The sequence below is a fragment of the Mycobacterium sp. NPDC003449 genome (assembly GCF_053588415.1).
In genome coordinates, this window is the sequence record NZ_JBSFPX010000078.1 from 1 (window position 1) to 24,567 (window position 24,567).

Annotated in this window: 27 protein-coding genes and 1 pseudogene; 15 read left to right on the forward strand and 13 right to left on the reverse strand. The window is 68.7% G+C overall.

Annotated elements, in window-relative coordinates:
• A pseudogene (locus ACWDTP_RS19780) lies at positions 1 to 136 on the forward strand (acetyl-CoA C-acyltransferase); the annotation flags it as partial.
• 51 nt (positions 137 to 187) lie between these two features.
• On the opposite strand, the gene ACWDTP_RS19785 reads toward ACWDTP_RS19780, so the two are convergent.
• Together ACWDTP_RS19785 and ACWDTP_RS19790 are read right to left on the reverse strand one after the other, a co-directional pair.
• On the reverse strand, positions 188 to 1,045 hold the full coding sequence (locus ACWDTP_RS19785) for an endonuclease domain-containing protein (RefSeq protein ID WP_450022787.1): 858 nt from the start codon (positions 1,043 to 1,045) through the stop codon (positions 188 to 190).
• A 204-nt stretch (positions 1,046 to 1,249) separates the two neighbouring features.
• Positions 1,250 to 2,092 carry a Bax inhibitor-1/YccA family protein gene (locus ACWDTP_RS19790; RefSeq protein ID WP_450022789.1) on the reverse strand — a complete coding sequence of 281 codons (843 nt, stop codon included), beginning with the start codon at positions 2,090 to 2,092 and terminating at the stop codon, positions 1,250 to 1,252.
• A gap of 175 nt (positions 2,093 to 2,267) precedes the next feature.
• Here ACWDTP_RS19790 and ACWDTP_RS19795 point away from each other — a divergent pair, with 175 nt between their 5' ends.
• The 3 genes from ACWDTP_RS19795 to ACWDTP_RS19805 are packed head-to-tail and all read left to right on the forward strand — an operon-like array spanning position 2,268 to position 5,809.
• Complete coding sequence (locus tag ACWDTP_RS19795; RefSeq protein ID WP_450022791.1) at positions 2,268 to 3,317, forward strand: enoyl-CoA hydratase/isomerase family protein; 1,050 nt, start codon at positions 2,268 to 2,270, stop codon at positions 3,315 to 3,317.
• Complete coding sequence (locus ACWDTP_RS19800; protein WP_450022793.1) at positions 3,314 to 4,090, forward strand: enoyl-CoA hydratase; 777 nt, start codon at positions 3,314 to 3,316, stop codon at positions 4,088 to 4,090. Before ACWDTP_RS19795 ends, ACWDTP_RS19800 begins: the two co-directional genes overlap by 4 nt.
• Positions 4,091 to 4,099: 9 nt before the next feature.
• A complete protein-coding gene (locus tag ACWDTP_RS19805) occupies positions 4,100 to 5,809 on the forward strand; it encodes an alpha/beta hydrolase (protein WP_450022795.1) in 1,710 nt (569 codons plus the stop codon).
• 3 nt (positions 5,810 to 5,812) lie between these two features.
• Here the strand turns inward: ACWDTP_RS19805 and ACWDTP_RS19810 are convergent, their stop codons facing one another.
• Entirely contained in the window at positions 5,813 to 6,181 is a 369-nt protein-coding gene (locus tag ACWDTP_RS19810; RefSeq protein WP_450022797.1) for a rhodanese-like domain-containing protein, read from the reverse strand.
• A 2-nt stretch (positions 6,182 to 6,183) separates the two neighbouring features.
• Positions 6,184 to 6,726: a cysteine dioxygenase gene (locus ACWDTP_RS19815; protein WP_450022799.1), complete on the reverse strand. Its 543-nt coding sequence runs from the start codon at positions 6,724 to 6,726 to the stop codon at positions 6,184 to 6,186.
• Positions 6,727 to 6,878: 152 nt separating this feature from the next.
• Here ACWDTP_RS19815 and lpqV point away from each other — a divergent pair, with 152 nt between their 5' ends.
• Positions 6,879 to 7,328 carry a lipoprotein LpqV gene (gene lpqV, locus ACWDTP_RS19820; RefSeq protein WP_450022801.1) on the forward strand — a complete coding sequence of 150 codons (450 nt, stop codon included), beginning with the start codon at positions 6,879 to 6,881 and terminating at the stop codon, positions 7,326 to 7,328.
• On the opposite strand, the gene ACWDTP_RS19825 is transcribed toward lpqV, so the two are convergent.
• On the reverse strand, positions 7,316 to 8,992 hold the full coding sequence (locus ACWDTP_RS19825) for a SulP family inorganic anion transporter (protein ID WP_450022803.1): 1,677 nt from the start codon (positions 8,990 to 8,992) through the stop codon (positions 7,316 to 7,318). The genes lpqV and ACWDTP_RS19825 overlap by 13 nt on opposite strands.
• A gap of 103 nt (positions 8,993 to 9,095) precedes the next feature.
• Between ACWDTP_RS19825 and ACWDTP_RS19830 the strand changes: the two genes are divergently transcribed.
• Positions 9,096 to 10,091 (forward strand): patatin-like phospholipase family protein, encoded by a 996-nt coding sequence (locus ACWDTP_RS19830; protein ID WP_450022847.1) that lies wholly within the window; start codon positions 9,096 to 9,098, stop codon positions 10,089 to 10,091.
• Here ACWDTP_RS19830 and ACWDTP_RS19835 read toward each other — a convergent pair.
• A complete protein-coding gene (locus ACWDTP_RS19835; protein WP_450022805.1) occupies positions 10,088 to 11,032 on the reverse strand; it encodes a patatin-like phospholipase family protein in 945 nt (314 codons plus the stop codon). The two genes, ACWDTP_RS19830 and ACWDTP_RS19835, sit on opposite strands and share 4 nt — an antisense overlap.
• Here ACWDTP_RS19835 and ACWDTP_RS19840 point away from each other — a divergent pair.
• On the forward strand, positions 11,019 to 12,062 hold the full coding sequence (locus ACWDTP_RS19840) for a zinc-binding dehydrogenase (protein WP_450022807.1): 1,044 nt from the start codon (positions 11,019 to 11,021) through the stop codon (positions 12,060 to 12,062). The two genes, ACWDTP_RS19835 and ACWDTP_RS19840, sit on opposite strands and share 14 nt — an antisense overlap.
• Positions 12,063 to 12,121: 59 nt before the next feature.
• Here ACWDTP_RS19840 and ACWDTP_RS19845 read toward each other — a convergent pair whose 3' ends face one another.
• Both ACWDTP_RS19845 and ACWDTP_RS19850 read right to left on the reverse strand, forming a co-directional pair.
• Positions 12,122 to 13,165 carry an NAD(P)H-dependent amine dehydrogenase family protein gene (locus ACWDTP_RS19845; RefSeq protein WP_450022809.1) on the reverse strand — a complete coding sequence of 348 codons (1,044 nt, stop codon included), beginning with the start codon at positions 13,163 to 13,165 and terminating at the stop codon, positions 12,122 to 12,124.
• Positions 13,166 to 13,196: 31 nt separating this feature from the next.
• Positions 13,197 to 13,337 (reverse strand): hypothetical protein, encoded by a 141-nt coding sequence (locus ACWDTP_RS19850; RefSeq protein ID WP_450022811.1) that lies wholly within the window; start codon positions 13,335 to 13,337, stop codon positions 13,197 to 13,199.
• A 75-nt stretch (positions 13,338 to 13,412) separates the two neighbouring features.
• Between ACWDTP_RS19850 and ACWDTP_RS19855 the strand changes: the two genes are divergently transcribed.
• A complete protein-coding gene (locus tag ACWDTP_RS19855) occupies positions 13,413 to 13,793 on the forward strand; it encodes a hypothetical protein (protein WP_450022813.1) in 381 nt (126 codons plus the stop codon).
• 40 nt (positions 13,794 to 13,833) lie between these two features.
• Here ACWDTP_RS19855 and ACWDTP_RS19860 read toward each other — a convergent pair whose 3' ends face one another.
• A complete protein-coding gene (locus ACWDTP_RS19860) occupies positions 13,834 to 14,436 on the reverse strand; it encodes a TetR/AcrR family transcriptional regulator (protein WP_450022815.1) in 603 nt (200 codons plus the stop codon).
• Between the two features lie 62 nt (positions 14,437 to 14,498).
• Here ACWDTP_RS19860 and ACWDTP_RS19865 point away from each other — a divergent pair, with 62 nt between their 5' ends.
• Positions 14,499 to 15,329, forward strand: a complete 831-nt coding sequence (locus tag ACWDTP_RS19865; RefSeq protein WP_450022817.1) for an alpha/beta fold hydrolase — start codon at positions 14,499 to 14,501, stop codon at positions 15,327 to 15,329.
• 70 nt (positions 15,330 to 15,399) lie between these two features.
• Here the strand turns inward: ACWDTP_RS19865 and ACWDTP_RS19870 are convergent, their stop codons facing one another.
• Positions 15,400 to 17,028 (reverse strand): fatty acid--CoA ligase, encoded by a 1,629-nt coding sequence (locus ACWDTP_RS19870; RefSeq protein ID WP_450022819.1) that lies wholly within the window; start codon positions 17,026 to 17,028, stop codon positions 15,400 to 15,402.
• 150 nt (positions 17,029 to 17,178) lie between these two features.
• Between ACWDTP_RS19870 and ACWDTP_RS19875 the strand changes: the two genes are divergently transcribed.
• Both ACWDTP_RS19875 and ACWDTP_RS19880 read left to right on the forward strand, forming a co-directional pair.
• Positions 17,179 to 17,493 carry a hypothetical protein gene (locus ACWDTP_RS19875; protein WP_450022821.1) on the forward strand — a complete coding sequence of 105 codons (315 nt, stop codon included), beginning with the start codon at positions 17,179 to 17,181 and terminating at the stop codon, positions 17,491 to 17,493.
• A 40-nt stretch (positions 17,494 to 17,533) separates the two neighbouring features.
• Positions 17,534 to 18,205, forward strand: a complete 672-nt coding sequence (locus ACWDTP_RS19880) for a class I SAM-dependent methyltransferase (protein WP_450022823.1) — start codon at positions 17,534 to 17,536, stop codon at positions 18,203 to 18,205.
• Here ACWDTP_RS19880 and ACWDTP_RS19885 read toward each other — a convergent pair.
• The 3 genes from ACWDTP_RS19885 to ACWDTP_RS19895 are packed head-to-tail and all read right to left on the reverse strand — an operon-like array spanning position 18,195 to position 20,302.
• On the reverse strand, positions 18,195 to 18,674 hold the full coding sequence (locus ACWDTP_RS19885) for a cupin domain-containing protein (RefSeq protein ID WP_450022824.1): 480 nt from the start codon (positions 18,672 to 18,674) through the stop codon (positions 18,195 to 18,197). The two genes, ACWDTP_RS19880 and ACWDTP_RS19885, sit on opposite strands and share 11 nt — an antisense overlap.
• The gene (locus tag ACWDTP_RS19890) at positions 18,671 to 19,513 is read right to left on the reverse strand and encodes an aldo/keto reductase (RefSeq protein WP_450022826.1); all 843 of its coding nucleotides are present in this window, start codon (positions 19,511 to 19,513) and stop codon (positions 18,671 to 18,673) included. Before ACWDTP_RS19890 ends, ACWDTP_RS19885 begins: the two co-directional genes overlap by 4 nt.
• A gap of 60 nt (positions 19,514 to 19,573) precedes the next feature.
• Positions 19,574 to 20,302: a FadR/GntR family transcriptional regulator gene (locus tag ACWDTP_RS19895; RefSeq protein WP_450022828.1), complete on the reverse strand. Its 729-nt coding sequence runs from the start codon at positions 20,300 to 20,302 to the stop codon at positions 19,574 to 19,576.
• A 173-nt stretch (positions 20,303 to 20,475) separates the two neighbouring features.
• On the opposite strand from ACWDTP_RS19895, the gene ACWDTP_RS19900 reads away from it, so the two are divergent.
• Genes ACWDTP_RS19900 through ACWDTP_RS19915 form a run of 4 tightly spaced genes read left to right on the forward strand, consistent with a single transcriptional unit; the run spans position 20,476 to position 24,566 of the window.
• Positions 20,476 to 21,951 (forward strand): sialate:H+ symport family MFS transporter, encoded by a 1,476-nt coding sequence (locus ACWDTP_RS19900; protein WP_450022830.1) that lies wholly within the window; start codon positions 20,476 to 20,478, stop codon positions 21,949 to 21,951.
• 31 nt (positions 21,952 to 21,982) lie between these two features.
• Positions 21,983 to 22,933, forward strand: a complete 951-nt coding sequence (locus ACWDTP_RS19905; RefSeq protein WP_450022832.1) for a dihydrodipicolinate synthase family protein — start codon at positions 21,983 to 21,985, stop codon at positions 22,931 to 22,933.
• Entirely contained in the window at positions 22,930 to 23,874 is a 945-nt protein-coding gene (locus tag ACWDTP_RS19910) for an ROK family protein (protein ID WP_450022834.1), read from the forward strand. Before ACWDTP_RS19905 ends, ACWDTP_RS19910 begins: the two co-directional genes overlap by 4 nt.
• A complete protein-coding gene (locus tag ACWDTP_RS19915) occupies positions 23,871 to 24,566 on the forward strand; it encodes an N-acetylmannosamine-6-phosphate 2-epimerase (protein WP_450022836.1) in 696 nt (231 codons plus the stop codon). The genes ACWDTP_RS19910 and ACWDTP_RS19915 overlap by 4 nt, the downstream gene beginning before the upstream one ends.
• Position 24,567 lies beyond the last annotated feature (1 nt).

Sequence of the window (24,567 nt, forward strand, 5' to 3'; positions counted from 1 at the left end):
GTTCGGCATGACCGGTGCCCGGATCACCGCCACGCTGCTGAACAACCTGCAGACCCACGACAAGACCTTCGGCATCGAGACCATGTGTGTCGGTGGCGGCCAGGGTATGGCGATGGTCGTGGAGCGCCTCTCCTAGTTTTTCGTTGACTCTGCGTGTGAGGCGCAAAAGTGCGAGTGCCACACGCCCTCACCGCAGAGTCAATGGCGGGGCGAGACGATTCCAGGCGCGGTGCAGGCGTGCCATGATCTCCGGCCGACGATGCCCTGCCGCCACTCGAATCGTGGTCCAACCGACCTGGCTGATGTATTCGTTGCGGACAATGTCGTAGCCCAGGGCATCGGCATGCTGAACGCCGTCGTACTCCACCGCGAGCATGTGCTCTTCCCACCCCATGTCGAGGTAGTAGCGCGGTCGTCCATTCGGGCCGGGCACCGGAATCTGCGTCTGCGGCCGCGGGTATCCCTCGTTGACGATCATCAACCGCAGCCACGTTTCCTGCGGCGACTGTGCCCCTGCGTCGTAGAGGTCCAGGGCGGACTCGAGTTGGCGTAGCCCGCGTGCGTGCGGATGCCAATCCGCGAGCGCCAAGACGTCGACCGCCTTGAAGTCGGTGGCATTGGCGAGCGCGTCGAGCCGCGACACGGCTTCATTGAGGCGACCGCGCCGCCCGATGTCGAACGCAGTGCGCTCCGGCGTGGTCACGCTCAGCCCTGCGCGCGACTGTGACTCCCCTGGCAGCAGCAGATCGGCCCGGGCAATCACCCCTTCAGGAGTTCGGGCGTTCGCCCATATCAACTCGATTGGGGCGCCATCGCCGACCCATTTGGCGTCGTGCAGGGCCGATGCGGCCAGGCCCGCCACGATGGCTTGACGCTGCGACCACAACCACGCCGCGCATGTGCGCTGATGCAGAGTCAGCGCAATCCGCCTGTCCACGTACACATTCGGCATGACCGCTCGGTAGTACCGGCGCAGCTCGTAGCGGGTCAGGGCGCCCGAGGCCAACGCCTCGGTACCGATGAACGGGTCTCTGCCGATGTCCATGCCGCCAGCCTGGCCCGGCCCGATGACGCCCGGCGGTTCCGTGGCACCCGCAGGCAGACAGCTGGGGATGAATCGGCAACGGTGGAGAACCTTCGTGACTCTGCGCAGATGGCGACGAAGTTCGAGTAACCCTGGCCCTCACCGCAGACTCGGCACAAAGAAAAAGGCGCCCGCATAACGCGAACGCCTTTCTCGGGCAGATCGCTAGTCGTTGTTGAAGTACGACAGCAATCGAAGGATCTCGATGTACAGCCAGACCAGGGTGACGGTCAGGCCGAGGGCGACGCCCCAGGCGGCCTTCTCCGGCGCCCCGGCGCGGATCATCTGGTCGGCGGCATCGAAGTCGATCAGGAAGCTGAACGCCGCGATACCGATGCAGACCAGCGAGAAGATGATGGCGATCGGACCGCCGTCACGCAGCGGGCCCGCACCGTCGGTGAACATCGCGAACACGAAGTTGCCGAGCGCCAGCACCAGCACGCCGACCATCGCGGCCACCAGCATCCGGGTGAATTTCGGGGTCACCCGGATCGCGCCGGTCTTGTAGACCACGAGCATGCCGAAGAACACCCCGAAGGTGCCGAGGACGGCCTGGCTGATCAGCCCGCCCGCGCTGGCGCCCTGGATGTTGAAGGTCAGCAGGAACGACACCGCACCGAGGAACAGGCCCTCCAGCACGGCGTAGCTCAGCACGACGGCCGGGTTGTCCTGTTTGCGGCCGAACGTGGCGATCAGCACCACCACCAGGCCGCCGAGCCCGCCGATCAGGGTCAGCGGCATCGCCAGGGCGACGTTGGCCGACACCAGGAAGTAGGACACCACGGCGGCGATGGTCAGCAGACCGAGCGTGATCCCGGTCTTGGTGACGACGTCGTCGATGGTCAGCGGCCGGGAAACGCCGGTCTGCTGCTTGTCGAGGTACTCAGGTGCGTACTGCTGGGCGTGCACCTGCTGCGCACCGAAGCCGGCGGCTCCGGTACCGAATTGTGCGTATCCGCCCTGCGTCTTCGGCAGGCTGCGGAATACCGGGTTGCTGGTCTCGCGCACCGTCGGATCCTCTCCTATGAGATGTGTTCGGCTACGAACTACACGATCAACGATCAATGTTCCAGGCAGGTTCCCGTCGTCGTCAAAAAACTCTCAGGAAACTTCCAGGTTTGATCTTGAGGCAAACACTACCCGCCGCGCGCGGGTCGCGGGGCACCGAACTAGATTGCAACTCGTGACAGAAAACGAGGACATCCTAGTAAGTGTCCGCAACGGGGTCGGCCACCTCACGCTGAACCGGCCCAAGGCGATCAACTCGCTCAATGACGCCATGGTCGCGGGCATCGACACGGCGCTGCGGGCCTGGGCGCACGACGACGAGGTCCACACCGTGCTGCTGACCGGCGCGGGCGAGCGGGGTCTGTGCGCGGGCGGTGACATCGTCGCGCTCTATCACAGCGCCCGTGCGGATGGCGCGGCGGCACGACAGTTCTGGTACGACGAATACCGGCTCAACGCCCGCATCGGGAACTTCGCCAAACCGTATGTGGCGGTGATGGACGGCATCGTGATGGGCGGCGGGGTCGGCGTCAGCGCCCACGGCAGCGTCCGCATCGTCACCGACACCACCAAGATGGCGATGCCCGAGGTCGGCATCGGCTTCATCCCCGACGTGGGCGGCACCTACCTGCTGGCCCGCGCCCCCGGCGCGCTGGGCCTGCACGCCGCGCTCACCGGAGCGTCGTTCTCCGGTGCCGACGCCATCGCCATGGGCTTCGCCGACCACTATGTGCCCCAGGATCGGCTCGACGCCTTCGCCGAGGCCGTGATCACCGACGGGGCGGACAAGGCCGTGGCGGCCCATGCCACAGCCCCGCCCGCGAGCCCACTGCTCGGACAGCGTGACTGGATCGACGCGTGCTATGCGGGCGACACCGTGGCCGACATCCTGGCCGCGCTGCGTGGCCACCAGGCAGGGCCCGCGAACGACGCCGCCGACCTCATCGCCACCCGCTCCCCCGTCTCGGTGGCCGTGGCGCTGGAAGCGGTGCGCAGGGCCGCCAAGCTGGAGACACTGGAGGACGTGCTGCGCCAGGACTACCGAACCTCGTGTGGGTCGCTGACGTCGCACGACTTCGTCGAGGGCATCCGCGCGCAAGTGATCGACAAGGACCGCAACCCGCAGTGGTCGCCGCCCTCGATCGCGGCGGTGACGCAGGCCGACGTCGACGCGTATTTCGTTCCAGCAGATCCGGATCTGACGTTCGAGGAGGACAACCGATGAGCGACTTCGAGACCATCCTGGTCACCCGCACCGACCGGGTCGCCAAGATCACCCTGAACCGGCCCAAGGCGCTCAACGCGCTCAACAGCCAGGTGATGAACGAGGTCACCACGGCCGCAGCCGAACTCGACAGCGATCCGGGCGTCGGCGCGATCATCGTCACCGGTAACGAGAAGGCGTTCGCCGCGGGCGCCGATATCAAGGAGATGGCCGACCTGTCGTTCGCCGACGTCTATTCGGCCGACTTCTTCGAACTCTGGTCCAAATTCGCCGCCACCCGCACCCCCACGATCGCCGCGGTCGCCGGCTACGCGCTCGGCGGCGGCTGCGAGCTGGCGATGATGTGCGACATCCTGATCGCCGCCGACACCGCGAAGTTCGGGCAGCCCGAGATCAAACTCGGTGTGCTGCCCGGCATGGGCGGCTCGCAGCGGCTCACCCGGGCCATCGGCAAGGCCAAGGCGATGGACCTGATCCTGACCGGCCGCACCATCGACGCCGTCGAGGCCGAACGGGCCGGGCTGGTCTCGCGGCTGGTCCCGGCCGATTCACTGATCGACGAGGCCCTCGCGGTCGCGGAGACGATCGCCGGGATGTCGCTGTCGGCGTCGCGGATGGCCAAGGAGGCGGTCAACCGGGCCTTCGAGTCGACGCTGACCGAGGGTCTGCTGTACGAGCGCCGGTTGTTCCACTCGGCGTTCGCCACCGCCGATCAGAAGGAAGGCATGGCGGCGTTCACCGAGAAGCGCGCCGCGAACTTCACCCATCGTTAAAGTCGACGGGTGACCGACGCCGGCCTGGACACCGCACAAGACTCCGAGGACGCCGCCGCGCCCGAGGAATCACCGGCGAAACCCGCCTGGTGGCTGCGCCACTACACGTTCTTCGGTACCGCGACGGGCCTGGTGTTCCTGTGGTTGTCGATGACGCCGTCGCTGCTGCCACGCGGCCCGCTGTTCCAGGGGCTGGTCAGCGGCGGTGCGGGCGCCTTCGGCTACGCCGTCGGGGTATTCGGGGTGTGGCTGGTGCGCTATATGCGCTCGGTCGAGACCAGCCCGAGGGCACCGAAGTGGGCGTGGCTGGGACTGATCGTGGTCGCTGCCGTCGGTCAGATCCTGATGATCGTCTACTTCCACATCTGGCAGGACGAGGTCCGCGACCTGATGGGGGTGCCGCGGCTGACCTTCTGGGATCACCCGCTCACCGCGGTGCTGTCGGTGGTGGTGCTGTTCGCCTTCGTCGAGATCGGGCAGTTGATCGGCAAGCTGGTGCATTTCCTCGATCTGCGGCTGGATCGCTTTCTGCCGCCACGGGTTTCGGCGGTGGTCGTGGTGACTCTGCTGTTGATCGTGTCCATCGCGCTGCTCAACGGTGTGGTGGTACGGGTCGCGATGGACACCATCAACAACACGTTCGCGGCGGTCAACGACGAGACGGATCCGGACTTCGCCGCCCCGGTGTCGGCGCTGCGGTCCGGCGGGCCGGGATCACTGGCCGGCTGGGAGTCGCTGGGCCACCAGGGGCGGGTCTTCGTCTCCGGCGGTCCGACGGTGCAACAGCTTTCGCAGTTCAACGGTGCCCCCGCGGTCGAGCCGATCCGGGCCTACGCGGGCCTGCATTCCGCGGACGGCATCAAGGCCACCGCGGCGCTGGCCGCGCGCGAACTGCAGCGCACCGGCGGGCTGGACCGGCAGGTGATCGCGGTGGCCACCACCACCGGCACCGGCTGGATCAACGAGGCCGAGGCGTCGGCGCTGGAGTACATGTACAACGGCGACACCGCGATCGTGTCGATGCAGTACTCGTTCCTGCCGAGCTGGTTGTCGTTCCTGGTCGACCAGGAGAACGCCCGCCAGGCCGGACAGGCGCTGTTCGAGGCGGTCGACGCGCTGGTCCGCGAGATGCCCGAGGACCGGCGCCCCAAGGTCGTGGTGTTCGGCGAAAGCCTCGGCTCGTTCGGCGGCGAAGCCCCGTTCCTGGCACTGAACAACCTCGTCGCCCGCACCGATGGCGCCCTGTTCTCCGGGCCCACGTTCAAGAACACCATCTGGACCACGCTGACCCGCGACCGCGACGCCGGGTCACCCGAGTGGTTGCCGATCTATGACAGCGGTGCGAATGCCCGGTTCAGCGCCGAGCCAAGGAATCTGGACCGGCCCGACGCCCCGTGGGACCACCCGCGGGTGGTGTACCTGCAGCACGCATCCGATCCGATCTCCTGGTGGACGCCGGATCTACTGTTCTCCAAGCCGGATTGGCTGCGCGAGCCACGCGGTTACGACGTCTCACCCCGGACGGAGTGGATTCCGGTGGTGACGTTCCTTCAGGTGTCGGCCGATATGGCGGTGGCCGTGGATGTGCCCGACGGACACGGCCACGTCTACGTCAAGGACGTCGCCAACGCCTGGGCGGCGATCCTGCGGCCGCCCGGCTGGACCCCGCAGAAAACCGACAAGCTGCGGCCGCTGCTGCACAACAACGAGAACGCCTGACGGTCACACCGCGCCGCTGGCCACCATGGCGTGGTAACCGCCGACGACGTCGGTGGCCCGGTGCAGGCCGAGATCGCGCAGGGCGGCCGCGGCCAGGCTCGACGTGTAGCCCTCCGAGCAGAGGATCACCCAGAACACGTCGTCGTCGACGGCCTGCGGGATGCGGGCCTCGCTGGTCGGATCGCACCGCCACTCCAGCACATTGCGCTCGATGACCAGCGAACCGGGCACCTCGCCCTCGTTCGCGCGCTGCGCGGCGGGCCGGATGTCGACCAGCACCGCCCCGTCGGCCACGGCGGCGGGGACGTCGCCCGCGGGCAGGCGGTGCAGGCGGGCCCTGGCCGTCTCCAGCACGGCGTCGATACGGCTCATGGTCATCCCTCCGGTGCGTCGGTGAGTTCGGTGCGGTTGCGCCGCAAGGTGTTCTGTTCGGTCACTTCGTAGTAGGACATCGCGGTCAGCGGCGGCGAATAGGCATGCACGCTCAGAGTCGGGCTACCGGCGACATCCGGCCGCGCCGCGGCGGGGGCGTGCACCACATCGTGGACCCAGCCCAACGGGAACGCCGCCTGATCACCGGAGGCCAACCGCCGTCGCCGCAACGCCTCACCGTCCCAGCGGGTTTCGGTCAGGGCACCGGACACCACGGTCAGCGCACCAAGGGAACCGCCGTGGTCGTGCAGTTCGGTGGATTTGTCGGGCACCCAGCTGATCAGCCAGACGTCGAGTTCGTCGTCGCCGGCCAGCCGGGTGTACCAGCGGTCGTGTTGCGGCAGCGTGCGCAGCAACCGGTCGTAGCGTCCGGACAGCACGTCGTCGGCGGCCCGGTCGGTGGTGTGCAGCAGATCGGGCAGGCGTAGCCGGGTGGGCGCCGACACGGCGGGCACAAGCGCGGGCGCGGCCAGGGTGGAAGACATGCGGAGAACTCCAGGGAAGACGGATGTACAGAGGCAGCCGGGTGCTCTAACGAGCCCCGCAACACTCCTCGGTCCGCTTCATCACGCCCCGAGTATGCCCGGGTGGCGCCCCGGTCCGACAGGATTAGCCTCACGGTGAATAGATTGGACCCATGCATAGCCACCTCTACCGGTTCGTGTTGGGCGCGGCGGCGGCCTGCGCGCTGCTCGCGGGCTGCGGTTCGGCCGACCAGCCAACCCCGTCGTCGACGAGTGCCGCACCGGGCAGCTCCACCTCCGAGCTGCCGCCGCTGCCGGCCGAGCATCCGACCGAGCCGGGGGCGATCGGCGTCTCGCCGGGTGGGGTGACCACCAAGGTCGACGTCCCGTCGGATGCGGGCGAATCCCAGTTCGGTCAGGCCTGCCGGGCCGCGAAACAGTGGATGAACGGTCAGCAGGGCGGCGAGACCGAGGCGTTGGTCGAGTCCTACCTGAAGGTCCTGCAGGAGCCGGGAACCACCAATCCCGGCACGTTCAACACCGCGTGGGCCGAGCTGACCCCGGCGCAGCAGGCCGGCGTCATCCTGGCGGCGAATATGGCCGCCACCGATCAGTGCGGTTGACCGCGCGCCTCGATCCACTCCCTGCCGCGTGCCACCGCGGTATCCAACGCGCCGAGCACCCGGTCGGTGGCGGGCACGATGCCGTCGGCGCCCAGTAGGTCGTCGAGCCCACCGCGCGCCAACACCTCGGCGGTCGCCGCATCCACCCCGCAGACGATCAGCCGCCCGTCGCTGGCCCGCAGTTGACTGCCCCAGCGGTGCAGCGCCTTGATCGCCACCGAGGACGGCACATCGGGCAGGGCGCGCAGGCTGAGCACCACGACGGCGTTGGTGCTGCCCGCTACGCTCGGCCACTCCTCGTCGATGCGGGCGACCTCGGCGAACAGTCCGACCCCGGCGTAGTGCAGCACGGTGACGTCGTTGTCGGCGCAGGTCCGGGGAACCGGCGCGGTGCGCCAGCCGTCGCCGTCCGGACGCAGGGCCACCAGCTGCGCCGACTTCGACGCCTTGGCGCAGTAGAGCACCAGTGAGGTGATGACCCCGATCAGGATCGCGGTGTGCAGCGGCAGCTGAGTGGTGGCGGCGAAGGTGATCAGCATGGCCAGCGCGGACAGCGGAGCGACCCGCAGCACGAGTTTGATGTCGGCCCAACGGCCCGCGACGAGTTCGGCGCCGATCACCAGGATGAGTCCGCCGATCACCGGCATGGGGATGATCTCGGCGGCCGAGCCGGCGATCAGCACCAGCGCGGCCAGCCAGATGCCGGCGAAGATCCCGGCCCAGCGGGTCCTGGCGCCCGCCGAGGTGGCCACCCCGGTGCGCGACAGCGAACCTCCGGTGGGCAGCGCACCGAAGAAGCCGCCCAGGGTGTTCGCCGCGCCCTGGGCCAGGAAGTCGCCGTTCATGTTGGTCCGGCTGCCGTCCGGATTCGGTACGGCGGCCGAGATTCCGGCGGCCTGGGCCAGCGCGACGAGCGCGACCGCGACACCACCGACGAGCAGGTCGGGCATGGCGGCGAAGTTCGGAATGGTCACCGGCGGCAGCGAATTCGTGATCGAGGCGATATCGCCGACGGTTTCGACGTCGATACTGAACGCCGCGGTGGCCGAAGTAACCAAGACGAGCGCGATCAGCGTCGCGAACGATTCCAGTGGTTTGATGAAGTGGAACACCGCCCACACCGCGACGGTGCCTGCCGCGACAGCCACCGCCGCGGCGCTCCACAGTCCGATGTGGGCCAGCGCGTCGACGAACTTGCCGATCGTGTTGCCGCTCTGCGGTTTGTAGCCGGTGGCATCGCCGAGCACCCCGGCGATGATCTGCAGTGCGATGCCGGTGGAGAATCCGGTCATCACGGCGTTGGAGACGAAGCTCATGATCGCCCCGAACCGCAGCAGCCCGAACACCAGCATGACGATGCCCACGACGATGGCCAGCGCGGCGACGTTGGCCGGATCGGCCGGATCGAGTCCGGCCTCGGTGAGCACGCTGCGTGAGGACAGCGCGATGGCGCTCGTCAGCGTTGTCACCATCAGCACGGTGCGGGCGAACAGCGAACCGATGATCCCCGGTACCACGCCGGCGTAGAGCCCGGCGACCGGGTTGAAGCCGCCGATGCTGGCGTAGGCCATACCTTCTGGGATCGAGAACAGACCGGTGACCAGGCCGGCGATCACGTCCCGGCCGGTCGGCTTGCCGAGCCTGTGAATCGCAGGCGCGCTCATGAACGTCACTCTGTCACGCCGCGCCGCCGCGCCGTGGTCGTTCGAGGACGCGACCGCGCGATCGGCCGCTGATCGCGGTCACCGGCTGGCGCACAATGGACGCATGCGGGTGGCACTGGCTCTCGGTAGCGGAGGCGCGCGCGGTTACGCGCATATCGGCGTCATCAATGAACTGTGCGATCGCGGATACGAGATCGTCGGCGTCTCCGGCTCGTCGATGGGCGCGCTGGTCGGCGGGGTCTACGCGGCGGGCAAACTCGACGAATTCTCCGACTGGGCCCGCACGCTGACCCAGCGCGCCGTGCTGCGGCTGCTCGATCCGTCGATCTCGGCGGCCGGGATCCTGCGCGCGGAGAAGATCCTCGACGCGGTCCGCGACATTCTCGGCGAGGCCAGGATCGAGCAGTTGCCGATCCCCTTCACCGCGGTGACCACCGATCTGATCACCGGAAAGCCGGTGTGGCTGCAGCGCGGACCGGTGGACGCGGCGATCCGCGCATCGATCGCCATCCCCGGGATGATCGCCCCGTTCGAACTCGACGGCCGGCTGCTCGGCGACGGCGGCATCCTCGACCCGCTGCCGATGGCGCCGATCGCGGCCGTCAACGCCGACCTGACCATCGCCGTCAACGTCTCGGGCAGCGAGGTCATCGCACCCGCCGACGAACCCGAACCGCGGCCCACCACCGAATGGCTGAACCGGATGGTGCGCAGCACCTCGGCCGTGCTCGACACCGCATCGGTGCGCAGCATGCTGGACCGGCCGACCGCGCGTGCGGTGCTCAGCCGGTTCGGCGCCTCGCTGCCGGAATCCGACGACGAGCAGATCGCCGAGGTCGACGGTGTCGATGCCGCCCTGGAAGCGGTCGGGCCCGAGGTGGGCGAGCATGCCGTGGTTCCGCGGCTCGGCAGCTTCGAGGTGATGTACCGCACCATCGACATCGCGCAGGCCGCGCTGGCCCGGCATGCCCTCGCGGCGTATCCGCCCGACCTGCTGATCGAGGTGCCCCGTTCGGCGTGCCGCAGCCTGGATTTCAACCGGGCCGCCGAGATGATCACCGCGGGCCGCGAGCTGACCGCCCGCGCGCTCGACGGTTAACCCAGAAAGGCCGCCACCTCGGCCGCGACCCGGCGGCCCTGTTCGCGTCCGGCCCGCGCCGACGGGATCCGGCAGGCCGGGTCGAGCGGGTCGCGGCCGAATGCGGCGATGGCCGCGTCGTCGGCGAAAACCCCCAGGGCACGCGGAAATCCGTCGATCTCGGCGTCCGTCCCCGCACCCCCGAACAGGTCGGGAACGCCTCGGCCCGAGGGAACCAGGACCACCGCGGCGTCGCAGTCGGCGGCCAGGGTCATGTTGACGCTGCTGTGCACGCCGCCGTCCATATACCGGCGCCCGCCGATCGTCACGGTCGGCCAGGCCCCCGGCACCGCGCAACTCGCGGCAACCGCGTCGACCAGGTCGACGCCGGAATCCCGGTCGAACGCCACCAGCTCGCCGGTGTCGATGTCGACCACCGCGATCCGCAGCACACCCTGCGGCCAGCGGTGCGACGGCAGCCGGGCCGCGATCACCTCGCGGCGCACCGCCTCCTCGACGGTGTCCACCTGCACAGCGACCTCCCCGATCCGTCGCAGCTTCTCGGCCTTGGTGGCGCCGGCCGACCGCGCCAACGCGTTGACGAACAGTTCGGTGACGCCGTCGATGTCGACGCCGGGGCTCAGCTCGGCCGAGGCCGCGCCGACCTGGCGCTCGAACAGCTCTTCGAGGCCGAGCCCACTGCCGAGCTGGGCGGCCACCGTCGAACCCGCCGAGGTCCCCACCAGGACGTCGGCGGCCACCAGGGCCGCCGCGGTCTGCGGTGACTCGTCGGCGATACCGCGCAAGATCCCGGTCTCCCAGGCGATCCCGGCGATCCCGCCTCCGGCCAACACCAACGCACGTTTCGCCGTTCGATTCGAGGTCACGGGGAACCAGTCTGCCAGGACTACTGTCGACCTCAGCGGCAGCCGGACGAAGGGGATCGAGATGACAGCCACCATGCGGGCGGAACGTTTCTACGCCGACACCAAACGAGTTGTCGTGGAGGATGTTCCGATCCCCCAGCCGGGGCCGGGCGAGGTGCTGGTCAAAGTCGCGTTCTGCGGGATCTGCCATTCGGACCTGAGCCTGATCAACGGCACCTTCCCGGCGCAGGCACCGGTGGTGACGCAGGGCCACGAAGCGTCGGGGGTGATCGCCGCGCTCGGGCCGGGCGTCACCGGCTGGCAGGAGGGCGACCGGGTGATCGTCGCGGCGGGGCGGCCCTGTATGGACTGCCCGAACTGCCGTCGTGGCGACGGCGGCAACTGCCTGCGAATCCGGTTGATGGCGTTCGCCTACGACGGCGCCTGGGCCGAATACACCGTCGCCCAGGCGGTCGGGCTGACCCGGGTGCCCGACAACGTACCGCTGGAACAGGCGGCCATCCTGGCCGACGCGGTGTCGACGCCGTACGGGGCGGTGGTCCGCACCGGCAAGGTCGGCATCGGCGAGTCGGTCGGCGTGTGGGGGCTCGGCGGTGTCGGAACCCACATCGCTCAGCTGGCCCGGCTGGTCGGGGCCGTGCCGGTGGTCGCCGTCGACATCAAGCCCGAGGTGCTCGACCGCGCGCTGGACCTGGGCGCCGATTACGCGTTCGACGCCCGCGACGATGACCTGGGCGAGAAGATCGCCGAGGTCACCGGGGGCCGCGGGCTGGACGTGGCGTTCGACGCGGTCGGGCTGCGCTCGACGTTCGAGCAGGCGCTGAGCCAGCTGACCGTCGGGGGCAGGCTGGTCGCGGTGGGGATGAGCGCCGAGGCGCCGACCGTGGGGCCGACGTCGATGTTCGGTCTGAGCCAGAAGCAGGTGCTGGGCCATCTCGGGTACCAGAACGTCGACATCGCGACGCTGGCCACCCTGGTGTCCCTGGGCCGGCTGGACCTGTCGCGCTCGATCACCGAGGTGGTGGCCCTGGAGGACGTCGCGGCGGGGATCGACAAACTCGAACGCCAGGAGGGCAACCCGATCCGGATTCTGGTGCGACCTTAGGGATTACCTGTCGAATGTGAAGTTGTGTGCGAGTTCTCGGCAATTCTTCGCCAACAACTTCACCTTCGACGCGCCTTGCCGGTGATGAACGGCAGGTCCGGGTAGGTGGCGATTCCGGGTGCGGCCGCGCACACCGCCGGGATCGAGTTGACACAGTGCGCGGCGGTCGCGACGACGCCCGGCTCGGGCCCGTCGACTCCGGGCTCGCCCTGAAATCCGTTGACCACCACCGTGAAATCCGGGTTGCCGCGGACTTCCATCTCATAGCGCTGCCCGGCCGGACCGAAAGTCCATGCCGGGTCCAGGTTCTCCTCGCCCATCAGCCAGTTCACCGTGACCCGGACGGCGGGCTCGCCGTCGACCAGCGCCTCCCAGTGGAACTTTCGCGCCGCGACCTGGCCGGGTTCGATGACGCCGATCGGCGATTCGATGGGCGCGGTCGCGACGGCGATCTCCTGGCCGGCCCGGATCTGCGGGTCGGCGTCGAAGCCGATCCGGTCGACGATCAGCTTGACCGCCTGGATGAATCCGCCGTCGAGCAGTTTCTGCATCGGCCCGCTCAGCGCGGTGTCGGGGGTGCCGCCGAAACCCATGACGTGGCGCACCACATCGGGAGCGTCATACGTGCGCAGGTCGGAGAATTCCTCGGCCCGCACGAAGCTCACCCCGGTCGACATCGCCGACAGCAGCAGCGGGAACTTCTCACTGATCCCACCGGGCGCGATGCCGGTGCCGTGCAGGGTCGCGTCGCCCTCCAGGGCGGCTTGCCGCAGTGGGGCGGCCTGTTTGTCGGTCGGGTAGAACCAGCCGACCGGGGTCACCACATTCTTGCCCGAGCGCAGCAGCGCGGCCACCTCGTCGGGGTTGGGGATCAGCGGCGAGTAGATCACCGCGTCGGCGTCCAGGGCCAGGATCTCGTCGGCGCTGGAGGTCGCGGCGACGCCAAGGGGTTCGGTGCCGACGATATCCCCGACGTCGCGGCCGTGCTTGTCCTCCGAATGCACCCAGCAGCCGACCAGTTCCAGGTCCGGGTGCTCCAAGACTCCCTTGACGGCGGCGACGCCGACACCGCCGGTCGCCCACTGCACCACTTTGAGCGTCATAGACCCCTCCTCGACAGAACTAGAACACGTTCTATTGCAGGTCTACACCACCGTCGTCGTCAGCGGAAGCACGATCCCGCCGTCCGACGTAGGTGACGACCAGCGCCACCAGGATGGCGGGCAGGACGGCGGGCACGGTGAGCAGCAACGAATGGTCGGCGAGGTAGGCCATACCGGTTCGACGAGACAGCGCCGGTATTCGTGACTGTCACATCCCGGCGGCCTGCCCCGTCTACTCGGTATGCAGATGAGATTCATCCAGGCCGTCGTGGTGCTGGCGTCGTTGACCATGTTGGTGACCGGGGTGTGGATGCGCATCGACCCGGCCTCGTTCGCCGAGTGGGCGAACTGGCCCAATCACGAGCATTTCCTGCACGACGCGGGGGTGTTCCAGATCGGTATCGCCGCGACGATGCTGATCGCGCTGTGGTGGCGCGATGTGATCGCCGTGGTGCTGACCGGGTTTCTGGTGGCCAACACTCTGCACGCGGTCAACCACCTGTTGGACCGTGACGGTGGCCGGGCGACGGACTGGTGGCAGCTCGGCGCGCTCTCGCTGCTCGTCCTGGCCGGGCTGATCGTGCGGCTGCGCCAACTGCGCGAACAGACGCGGCGGTACCCGATTTAGCGCATTTCCGGGTACGCACGCGTCTGCCCGCGCAAGAAAATCAAGTCAGCATCCCGTCGATCAGGCGGCGCAACACCTGCCTGACCTCGCGCCGGGCCCGTTTCGGATCCTCGGCGGTGGCGATGACCATGGCCGCCTCGTCCAGGGCCCCGATCAGCACATGGGCCAGCGCCCGCACCGGTTGACGCGCGAGTTGCCCGGCCTTGACGGCCTGGGTCAGCAATTCCTCGGTCATGCCGAGGCTGTAGCGCTGGGCGACGTCGCGAAAACCGGCCCAGCCGAGCACGCTCGGCGCATCCAGCAGGATCAGCTGCCGCACCTCAGGATCGCCGGACACCTCCAGCCAGGCGTCGACGGCGGCCCGGATCGCGTCGGCAGGTGTGGCCGCCCCCGATCCGGCCACCCTGGTGGCCAGCCGACTCATCACATCCTGCTCGACCGCCTCCACGACGGCATGGAAAAGCGCTGCCTTGTCGGCGAATTGGTGATACATCGCGCCGCGGGTCACCCCGGCGGCGGTCACGATCTCCGGGGTGCCCACCTCGGCGTAGCCACGCTCACCCCATAGCCGGCGGGCAGCCGCGATCAACGCGTCGCGGGTGGCCGCGGAGCGTTCCTCCTGAGTACGTCTCTTGATTTCCATACACCCTGTTGGTAAGTTACCGGCAGACTGTTCGTAAATGTGCGTCGAACCGGGAGTCATCCATGTCGATCATTGAGATTAACGCCGGAACCATCTATTTCGAGGAATTCGGGCCGAAGGACGGCAGACCGGTCGTCTTCGTGCACGGGTACATGATGGGTGGCCAGCTGTGGCGACAGGTCGGCGCGTCGCTGGCCGCCCGCGGTCTGCGCTGCATCGCCCCGACCTGGCCGCTGGGCGCCCATCCCGAGCCGCTGCGCCCCGGCGCCGACCGGAGCATCCGCGGTGTCGCGGACATCGTCGCCGACACCCTGGCCGCGCTCGACCTTCGCGATGTGGTCCTGGTCGGCAACGACACCGGCGGGGTGGTCACCCAGCTGGTGGCGGTGCACCATCCGGACCGCATCGGTGCGCTGGTGCTGACGAGTTGCGATGCGTTCGAACACTTTCCGCCACCCATCCTGAAACCGCTGATCCGGGCCGCGCGATCCAGGGCGGTGTTCCGGGCGGTGGCCCAGGCGATGCGGATCCCGGCGGTGCGTCACCGGGCCTACGCCGGGCTGGCCCACTCCGACATCGGCGCGCTGACCCGGGAATGGATCGAGCCCGCCCTGGCGAATCCGGCGATCATCGAGGATCTGCGCCAGCTCACCCTGTCGCTGCGCACCGAGGTCACCACGGAGGTGGCGGCGCGGCTGCCCGAGTTCGACAAGCCCACGCTGATCGCCTGGTCGGCCGACGATGTGTTCTTCGAGCTCGGCGACGGCGAGCGGCTGGCGAGAATCATCCCGGACGCCCGGCTCGAGGTCATCGACAACGCCCGCACGTTCTCGATGCTCGACCAGCCGGACCGGCTGACCGACCTGCTGTCGACGGCCGCCGTCCGCGCCTGACTTCCTCCCGCGAGCAGACACGTCGGTACCCGTGACGGCGCGAAATGGGGTACCGCAGTGTCTGCTCGCGCTAGATAATGACCACGTCGTAGGCGCCGTCGGCGTGGCGGGCCCGGATGGTCTTCTTGTCGTACTTGCCGACGCTGGTGCGCGGCACCTCGTCGATGTAGGCCCAGCGCTCAGGCAGCCACCAGCGAACAACCTTGTCCGCCAGGAACTCCCGCAGCTCGGCCGGACTCGCCGATGCCCCGTCGTGCAGCACCACCACGGCCAGCGGCCGCTCCTGCCAGCGGTCGTCGGGGACGCCGACCACCGCGGCCTCCAGAACCGCCGGGTGGGCGATCAGGTGGTTCTCCAGTTCCACCGAGGAGATCCATTCGCCACCGGATTTGATCACGTCCTTGGCCCGGTCGGTCAGCGTGACGTAACCGTCCTCGTCGATCACGCCGACATCGCCGGTCCGCAGCCACCCGGAGTCGAACTTCTCGACGTCGCGGCCCAGGTGATAGGAGCCGGTGATCCAGGGGCCGCGGACTTCGAGTTCACCGACCGCCTTGCCGTCGGCGGGCACCGGCTTGGCCTCGTCGTCGACGATCCGGACCTCGACCCCGCACATGGGCCTGCCCTGGGTGGCCCGCATCGACCAGTGCCGCTGCTCGGTCGCCCCCGGCATCGGTTTCGCCACCGTCGCCAACGGCGAGGTCTCGGTCATCCCCCAGGCCTGCTGAATGTAGACCCCGTGGCGTTCCTGGAACGCCCGCATCAACGACACCGGTACCGCCGAACCTCCGCAGGTCACCAGGCGCAGCGACGAAATGTCATGCCCCGGCGCCTTTTCCAGGCAGGTCATCACGTCGTTCCAGATGGTCGGGACGGCGCCGGCCAGGGTCGGCCGCTGCGATTCGATCAACGCGATGAGCGAGGCCCCGTCGAGGAACCGGTCCGGCATCACCAGGTTCGCGCCGGCCATCATGGCCGCATAGGGCAACCCCCAGGCGTTGGCGTGAAACATCGGCACGATCGGCAGCACGGTATCGCTGCTGCCGATGTCGACCGCGTTGGCCGTGCAGGTGCTCAGCGAATGCAGGTAGGTCGAGCGGTGACTGTAGACCACGCCTTTCGGGTTGCCGGTGGTACCGCTGGTGTAACACATTGCCGCCGCGGAGTTTTCGTCGACGTCGGGCCAGTCGAACCGGGGCGGCAGGCCGGCCAGGGCCTCGTCGTAGCGCAGCACCGTCGGCCCGGCGCCGGCCAGCGGTGCGGTATCGCCGTCGCCGGTGACGATCACGGTGTGCACGGTCTCCAGCAGCGGCAGCACCGGGGCCAGCACACCCACCAGTGACGAATCCACGATGATCACCCGGTCGGCCGCCTCGTTGGCGATGTAGGCGATCTGCTCGGCGGACAGCCGGATGTTGAGCGTGTGCAGCACCGCGCCCATGGCGGGCGCCGCGAGATAGGCGGTGAGATGTTCGGTGTTGTTCCACATGAACGTGGCGACCCGTTCGTCGGCGGTGATCCCGATACCGCGCAGGGCATGCGCCAACCGGGCCGCCTGCTCACCCACCTCGCGGTAGCTGGTGGTGCGGTAGCCGCCCGGCCCGGTCGCGCTGGTGACGGTGCGGTCGCCGTTGACTCCGCAGGCATGGCGCAGGATCGCGCCGATCGTCAACGGCCAGTTCTGCATCGTGCTGTCCACGGCCGCGATGCTATCCGCGACCGGCGGGGATCCGCGGCGGTTCGGCGACCCGGGCAGGTCGCCGCGGGCGGGCCCCGCCGGGAACGAAACGGGCGCAGGAAGCGATGTACTGGGAGGATGGTGCCAAGTCGCTGAGGAGAGGTGCGGTCAATGCGCGGAAAATGGGCCCTGGTCGGCATGGCTGCGGCTGTGTGCGGGGTGATCGGCGCGCCGGCCGGCCTGGCCTCGGCCGAGGAGACGGCCCAGCAGGTGATCAGCCGGCTGCAGTCGGAGGGTTACACGGTGCATATCGACAAGGTCGGGACCGCGCCGCTGGACCAGTGCACCGTCACCAGCGTCCGCAATCCGCAGAAGTTCACCCAGTGGGTGCCCTACACCGGGCCGGGCCGTGGCGGCGACGACCGTGCCCTGGTCCAGGTCGTCACCAGCCAGACGGTGTCGGTGTCGCTGAACTGCCAACGGTAGGCACATTGACAGCCCGCACCGCGGCCAGCACAGTGAGACCATGGCAGATCAGCGGCCGATCTGGGGCGAGCGGACCATCGTCGACCGGATCGGTGGCGCCACCTACGACTTCGCCGTAGAACGGGAATGGCTGGCCAGACCCGCCGGATTCGCGCTGTGGGGCACCGACACCCGGCTGCTGTTCGACAGTATGCGGGTGATCGGCGAACTGCCCGAGGGTTCAGCGATTCTCGACGTCCCCTGCGGAGGCGGGTTGGCGCTGCGCGGCCTGCGCCCGGATCAGCGCGTTCGCTACGTCGCTGCCGACATCTCCCCCGACATGCTCGCCCGTGCCCGCCAACGGGCGACCGGCCTCGGCCGCGAGGACATCGAGTTCACCGAGGCCGACATCGGGCAGATGCCGTTCGACGACAACGAGTTCGACCTGTGCGTGTCTTTCAACGGATTGCATTGTCTGCCCGACCCGGCGGCCGCCGTCCGCGAGATCGCCCGCTGCCTCAAGCCGGGCGGCAGGCTGGTCGGCGACACCGTCGTGCGCGGCGCCGGGTTCCGTCAGGATCTGGCGATCGGCGCGTTCCGTCGCGCGGGCATCTTCGGCGCCAGCGGCACCGTCGACGACGTGCGCCGCTGGCTGACCGACTCAGGACTGCGGATCGATCAGCTGCGAAGCTCCGGCGCGTTGGCGCACTTCATCGCTACGGCTACCCGTTGATTTCTGGAAGTGCGTACAGCTCCGGAAGGTTGACCACAACTGCCTCTTGGGTGCTGCGGGCAATCACCACGACCGCAGGAATGCTGGGATCCGGATTCTCCTCCCGGTGCGGGACGTAGGGCGGGACGAACACGTAGTCGCCGGGCGCGGTGGCGATGCGCACCTCCCGGACACCATCGTGGAATACGAACTCGGGGTTTCCGCTCCGCACGAAGATCGCCGTCTCGGATTCGCCGTGATGATGGTTGTCCGACACCGTCCCAGGCGAAACATGGGTCTCACCCATCCAGATCCGCTCGGAGCCGACCGACTGTCCTGCGATTGCGGCGAATCGCTGCATACCCTCGGTCTGGGCGGTGGCCGAGCTGAGCTCGGCGGCCTTCACATGATGCACCCGCCGACGCTGCGAGGCGTGCCCGTGATCAGCACCTGTCGTCAAGTCCGGGTGGAACCCGTCCCGGCCACTCACGACGGTATGTAGTCGAACGTGTCGGGATTGGGCCCGGTCCTGCCGGACTCACCGCGATCGAGAGCCGAGATCGCCGCCATATCAGAATCGTTCAGTTCGAAGTCGAACAACTCGAAGTTGGCCTTGACCCGGTCCGGTGACACCGACTTCGGGAACACGATGTCGCCGCGCTGAATGTGCCAGCGCAGCACGACCTGCGCGGGCGAGCAGCCCGCGGATTCGGCGATCCGCCCGATCACCGGGTCGTCGAGCACCTGTCCCTGGGCGATCGGCGACCACGCCTCGGTCGCGATGCCGTGCGCACGCCCGTACTCCCGCACCGCTTCGTTGGTGAAGTAGGGGTGAACCTCAACCTGGTTGACCGCGGGCACCGTGTCGCATTCGTTCGCAAGGCGGTCCAGGTGCGCCGGCTGGAAGTTCGACACGCCGATGCTGCGCGCGCGGCCGTCCCTGGCGAACTCTTCCAGCACCTTCCAGGTCGAGACGAAGTCGCCGTCGTACAGCGTCGGCAGCGGCCAGTGGATGAGAAACAGATCCACATGATCGGACCCCAGCGCCTTCAGGGTGCCGTCGAAAGCTCGGCGGGCGTCGTCGGGCCGGTGGAAACCGTTGTTGAGCTTGCTGGTCACGAAGACATCGCCGCGGTCCAGGCCGGAGTCCCGGATGCCCTGGCCGACTTCGCGCTCATTGCCGTACATCTCTGCGGTGTCGATGTGGCGGTAGCCGACCTCCAGCGCGACCTGCACCGCGGCGGCGGTGCTGTCGGGCTCGATCTGGTACACGCCGAAGCCCAGCTGCGGGATGCGGGTGCCGTCGTTGAGTTCGATTGCGGGAATCATGGTGACGTCTCCTCCTCGTGACCGCCTACCCGCCGACCGGGTGCGCGCCTCGAGATTGTCTCAACCCGCCGGGTGTGGCGGCAGCTGCCGGGTCATCCGCTCGCGGATCGGCACGTAGTGCGCCCGAATCGCGGTGCGCAACCGTTCGGCATCGCCGGATTCGATCGCGTCGAGGATCGCGACGTGCGCCTGCACGGTGCCGGGCAGGTCGTCGGGCGGCCCGAGCGATTGGGTGGCCAGTGCGTGCACATCCCAGAACGCGCCGGTCATCCCGACCGCGAGCGAGCCGGTGGTCTGCATCAGCAGCAGGTGGAACCCGCGGTCCTCGGCGGCGAACTCCTGTCCGCGGGCCGCCTTCTCGGCCATGGCCTCGGTGAGCCTGCGCATGCTCAGCGCCGCCTGCGGGGTGAGCCGCTCCATGATCTGGCCGGCCAGGCTGGTTTCGATCAACTCGCGGAAGTCGACGAGTTCGGCGAAGACGTGGAAGCCCTCCTCGGCGTTCAGCATGCCGCGGAACACCAGGGACTCCACCATGGCCCGGAAGCTCAACTGCCCCACGTAGGTGCCGTAGCCGTGGCGCACTTCGACGATGTCGAGGGCGGACAGGGTCTTGACGGCCTCCCGGATCCGGGACCGGCTGACGTTGAGCCGCTGGCTGAGCTCGTTCTCGGTGGGCAGCGGATCGCCCGGCGAGAGGCGATTGGTCAGGATGTACTCCTTGATCCGGCCGACCACTCCGCCGCCATCGCTCGGAGCGGCGAGGCCAGGCACGTCGAAGTGCATCGACATCTCCCCTCCTTCCCCGCACCGATCAACACTGAACGTACTACATCGGATGTCCTCTCTAAACAGGCAGGCCGCCCACCAGGTAAAAAAGCGCTCTTGTGTTATGAGTCACCGCGAACTACGGTCTAAACGCACATAGGACATCCGACATCTGACATTCATAAAGGGGTGATGGGGTGAGCACGGTCAGCGCAGACACAGAACAGCCCTGGTACCGGCGGCTTTCTCGGCGGCAGTGGAAGGCGTTCGTCGCCGCCTGGCTCGGCTACCTGCTCGACGGGTTCGACTTCGTGATCATCACGCTGGTCCTGACCGAGGTCATCGACGAGTTCGAACTGACCCCGGTGATGGGCGCCACCCTGGTCTCCGCGGCGTTCATCTCCCGATGGTTCGGCGGCCTGGCCCTCGGCGCGTTCGGCGACCGCTTCGGCCGCAAGAACGCCATGGTCCTCAGCATCGTGCTGTTCTCGGTCGGGTCGGTGCTGTGCGCACTGGCCCCCGGCTACTGGGTGCTGTTCGCGGCGCGACTGCTGATCGGCCTCGGCATGGCCGGGGAGTACGGCTCCAGCTCCACCTATGTCATCGAGTCCTGGCCGAAATCCATGCGCAACAAGGCTTCCGGATTCCTGATCAGCGGGTTCTCGATCGGCGCCGTGCTGTCCGCGCAGGTCTACCGGTTCGTGGTGCCCGAATGGGGCTGGCGGGCGCTGTTCGCCCTCGGCCTGGTCCCGATCGCGATCGCACTGTGGTTGCGCCGGTCGCTGCCGGAGTCCGACGACTGGGAACGCGCCAGGGCGGCGAACCAGGCCGGAACCCAGAAGGCCGCCCCGGATATGTTCAGCACCCTCTACAAGGGGCGGCGGTCGGTCGCCAACGTGATCGCCACACTGCTCGCGTTCGCCGCACTGCTGCTCATCTTCACCCATACGGTCGGCAACCCGATCGTGGTGACCGCGCTCGCGGTGCTCACCACGGCCGTATTCGTCTCGTTCATGGTGCAGTTCGAGAGTTCGCGCTGGCCGACCGCGCTGACCGTGATGCTGATCGTGTTCACCGCGTTCCTGTATTCCTGGCCGATCCAGGCGCTGCTCCCCACCTACCTGAAGTCCGACCTCGGGCTCGATCCGGCACACGCCGCGAACGTGTTGTTCTTCTCCGGCTTCGGCGCCGCCGTCGGCAGCATCGTGGCCGGCTTCACCGGGGACCGTTTCGGCACCCGCCGCGCCTACTGGATGAGCCTGGTCGTCTCGCAGCTGCTGATCTTCCCGGTGTTCCTGATCGGCGGCGGCAACCTGCTCCTGCTCGGGCTGCTGTTGTTCCTGCAGCAGGTGTTCGGCCAGGGCATCTCGGGTCTCCTGCCCAAGTGGATCGGCGGCTATTTCTCGGTCGACAAACGCGCCGCCGGGCTCGGATTCGGCTACAACGTGGGCGCGCTGGGCGGTGCGGTGGCACCGGTACTCGGCGCCAGCCTGGCCACCCACATGTCGCTGGGCACCTCCCTGGCGGTGCTGTCCTTCGGGCTGACCGCGGTGGTGATCGTGTTGATCGGCATCAATGCGCCGCTGCGCGTTCAGCGGCTGATCAAACCCGACCACGTCTGGCCGACCGACAGCACCGAGGTCATGCCGGAAGCCGAAACAGCGGACAAGTAAGAACTACCAACATATTTCGAGGAGTATCACCATGAGCACCGCCGGCAGACTGACCGGGGTTGTTCCCCCCGTCGTGACCCCACTCACCGAGGACCGTCGACTCGACGTCGAATCGTTCGAGCGGGTGATCAACCGGCACATCGCCGCGGGCGTGGACGGTCTGTTCGTCCTCGGGTCCACCGGTGAGGTCGCGTTCTGCACCGACGCCATGCGGGCCCAGGTCATCGGCGAGGCGGTCCGGATCATCGCGGGCCGGGTGCCGTTGCTCGCCGGTGCGATCGACACCCAGACCGCACGCGTGCTCGAGCATGTGCGGGCCGCCGAGGACGCCGGTGTCGACGCCGTGGTCGCCACCGCACCCTTCTACGCCATCACCCACACCCCGCAGATCCGGCGCCATTTCGAGCTCCTCGGCGAGCGTGCGCGGGTTCCGGTGTACGCCTATGACATTCCGGTCTGCGTCCACACCAAGCTGGATCCCGACATGCTGGTGGGCCTCGGCCGCGACGGAGCACTGGCCGGGGTCAAGGACTCATCGGGTGACGACATCTCGTTTCGCCGGTTGTGCCTGAAGAACCGGGCGGCCGGCGAACCGCTGACCCTGCTCACCGGCCACGAGTTCGTGGTGGACGGCGCGTACCTCAGCGGTGCGCACGGCTCGGTCCCCGGCCTGGCCAACGTCGACCCCGACGGCTACGTGCGCCTGCACCGGGCCCACCTGGCCGGTGACTGGAACGCCGTGCGCACCGAACAGGACCGGCTGGCGGCGCTCATGGAGATCTGCCTGTCCGCCAAGGGCGTGACCGGATGGGGCGCGGGCGTCGGCGCCTTCAAGACCGCGCTGATGCTTCTGGGCGTCATCTCCACCAACCAGGTGCCGGAGCCGTTCGACGCGCTGGCCGGCGACGACGTCGAGGCGGTGCGGACCATCCTCGCCGCCGTCGGCCCAAGGGATGTGGCGCCCGCGGTCTCCGGGCGATGACCGCGGGCATCGGCGTCGACCTTGGCGGAACCAAGACGGCGGCGGGCCTGGTGCTTTCCGGCGGCGAGATCGAACTCGACTGCACCGCAACGACACCCGCCGGTGACGGACCCGAGGCGATCGTCGCCACGGTCATCGGCCTCGTCGCCGATATCCGGGACCGGGCCCGGCGCACCGGGTTACCCGACCCCATCGCCATCGGCATCGGTTCGGCAGGCGTCATCGACGGCGAACACGGAACCGTGCTGTCGGCGACCGAGCAGCTGACCGACTGGGCAGGCACCCCGCTGGGCCGGATGGTCGCGGCGGGCACCGGGCTGCCGGTGCGGGTCACCAACGATGTGCACGCACACGCCATCGGGGAGGCGCGCTACGGTGCGGGACGCGGACTGCACACCCTGCTGATGGTCGCCGCGGGCACCGGGATCGGTGGCTCGTTCGTCATCGACGGCGTCCCGGTGGCCGGGGCCCACTGGGCCGCCGGGCACCTCGGGCACATCCCGTCCCCCGAGGCCGACGGCCTGGAATGCACATGCGGTCGCTCGGGGCATCTGGAGGCGATCGCCTCCGGGCCAGGGCTTCTCGAGCTGTACCGGCGCCGCGGCGGCACCGCCGCCGACACCCGCCGGTTGACCGGGCTCGCCGAATCGGGTGACCCGCTGGCGAGCGAGTGCGTGACCCTGGCCGCCCGGGCACTCGGGCGGGCCGTCGGTGGATGGGTCAACATGCTCGACCCCGACGCGGTCATCCTGTCCGGCGGGCTGGCCGGGTCCGGCGCGCTGTGGTGGTCGGAGGTCACCGACGCCGCCACCGAGCAAGTCATCGATGCCGTCGAGGACTGCCCGCTCCTGCCGGCTCAGCGTGGCACACATGCCGCGGTCCTCGGCGCCGCCGCATTCGGCATGTCCGCCATCATCACACCGACAGGAGATCGCCCATGACCGATCCGATTCGGGCCATCGCCGGCGGACTGATCGTGTCCTGCCAGGCCTACCCCGGCGAGCCACTCCGCCACCCCGAGACCATGGCCCAGATGGCCAAGGCCGTCGTGGCCGGCGGCGCGGTGGGCATCCGCGCCCAGGGGCTGGCCGATATCTCGTTCATCAAGGGCCGCACCGAGGTTCCGCTGATCGGCCTGTGGAAAGTCGGCGATGCCGACCAGGACACCGTGTTCATCACGCCCACGCTGCGGCATGCGGCCGCGGTCCGGGAGGCCGGGGCCGAGATCGTCGCGCTCGACGGCACCCGCAGGCGCAGGCCCGACGGCCTGAGCCTGGCCGAGACCATCGCGGCGCTACACGAAAGCGAGAGCGCCCCGACCTTGGTGATGGCCGACTGCGCATCGCTGGACGATGCGCTCGCGGCCCGCGACGCGGGTGCCGACCTCATCGGCACGACGCTGGCCGGCTACACCGGCGGGCGACCCAGGACCGACGGCCCGGACCTGGAACTCGTCGAGCTGCTGGTCTCGCGCCTGCCCGAGGTGCCGATCGTGGCCGAGGGCCGGGTCCACACCCCCGCGCAGGCCCGCGCCGCGATCGACGCGGGCGCCTACGCGGTCGTGGTCGGCACCGCGATCACCCATCCGACCACCATCACCGGTTGGTTCCGCCAGGCGCTACCCGGGCAGTGAC

Bases quoted from the DNA above. Each gene is read 5' to 3' on its own strand.
- ACWDTP_RS19785 (WP_450022787.1), bottom strand. From the start codon at position 1,045: ATGGACATCGGCAGAGACCCGTTCATCGGTACCGAGGCGTTGGCCTCG.
- ACWDTP_RS19800 (WP_450022793.1), top strand. From the start codon at position 3,314: ATGAGCGACTTCGAGACCATCCTGGTCACCCGCACCGACCGGGTCGCC.
- ACWDTP_RS19810 (WP_450022797.1), bottom strand. From the start codon at position 6,181: ATGAGCCGTATCGACGCCGTGCTGGAGACGGCCAGGGCCCGCCTGCAC.
- ACWDTP_RS19815 (WP_450022799.1), bottom strand. From the start codon at position 6,726: ATGTCTTCCACCCTGGCCGCGCCCGCGCTTGTGCCCGCCGTGTCGGCG.
- lpqV (WP_450022801.1), top strand. From the start codon at position 6,879: ATGCATAGCCACCTCTACCGGTTCGTGTTGGGCGCGGCGGCGGCCTGC.
- ACWDTP_RS19825 (WP_450022803.1), bottom strand. From the start codon at position 8,992: ATGAGCGCGCCTGCGATTCACAGGCTCGGCAAGCCGACCGGCCGGGAC.
- ACWDTP_RS19830 (WP_450022847.1), top strand. From the start codon at position 9,096: ATGCGGGTGGCACTGGCTCTCGGTAGCGGAGGCGCGCGCGGTTACGCG.
- ACWDTP_RS19840 (WP_450022807.1), top strand. From the start codon at position 11,019: ATGACAGCCACCATGCGGGCGGAACGTTTCTACGCCGACACCAAACGA.
- ACWDTP_RS19835 (WP_450022805.1), bottom strand. From the start codon at position 11,032: ATGGTGGCTGTCATCTCGATCCCCTTCGTCCGGCTGCCGCTGAGGTCG.
- ACWDTP_RS19845 (WP_450022809.1), bottom strand. From the start codon at position 13,165: ATGACGCTCAAAGTGGTGCAGTGGGCGACCGGCGGTGTCGGCGTCGCC.
- ACWDTP_RS19850 (WP_450022811.1), bottom strand. From the start codon at position 13,337: ATGGCCTACCTCGCCGACCATTCGTTGCTGCTCACCGTGCCCGCCGTC.
- ACWDTP_RS19855 (WP_450022813.1), top strand. From the start codon at position 13,413: ATGAGATTCATCCAGGCCGTCGTGGTGCTGGCGTCGTTGACCATGTTG.
- ACWDTP_RS19860 (WP_450022815.1), bottom strand. From the start codon at position 14,436: ATGGAAATCAAGAGACGTACTCAGGAGGAACGCTCCGCGGCCACCCGC.
- ACWDTP_RS19865 (WP_450022817.1), top strand. From the start codon at position 14,499: ATGTCGATCATTGAGATTAACGCCGGAACCATCTATTTCGAGGAATTC.
- ACWDTP_RS19875 (WP_450022821.1), top strand. From the start codon at position 17,179: ATGCGCGGAAAATGGGCCCTGGTCGGCATGGCTGCGGCTGTGTGCGGG.
- ACWDTP_RS19880 (WP_450022823.1), top strand. From the start codon at position 17,534: ATGGCAGATCAGCGGCCGATCTGGGGCGAGCGGACCATCGTCGACCGG.
- ACWDTP_RS19890 (WP_450022826.1), bottom strand. From the start codon at position 19,513: ATGATTCCCGCAATCGAACTCAACGACGGCACCCGCATCCCGCAGCTG.
- ACWDTP_RS19895 (WP_450022828.1), bottom strand. From the start codon at position 20,302: ATGTCGATGCACTTCGACGTGCCTGGCCTCGCCGCTCCGAGCGATGGC.
- ACWDTP_RS19905 (WP_450022832.1), top strand. From the start codon at position 21,983: ATGAGCACCGCCGGCAGACTGACCGGGGTTGTTCCCCCCGTCGTGACC.
- ACWDTP_RS19910 (WP_450022834.1), top strand. From the start codon at position 22,930: ATGACCGCGGGCATCGGCGTCGACCTTGGCGGAACCAAGACGGCGGCG.
- ACWDTP_RS19915 (WP_450022836.1), top strand. From the start codon at position 23,871: ATGACCGATCCGATTCGGGCCATCGCCGGCGGACTGATCGTGTCCTGC.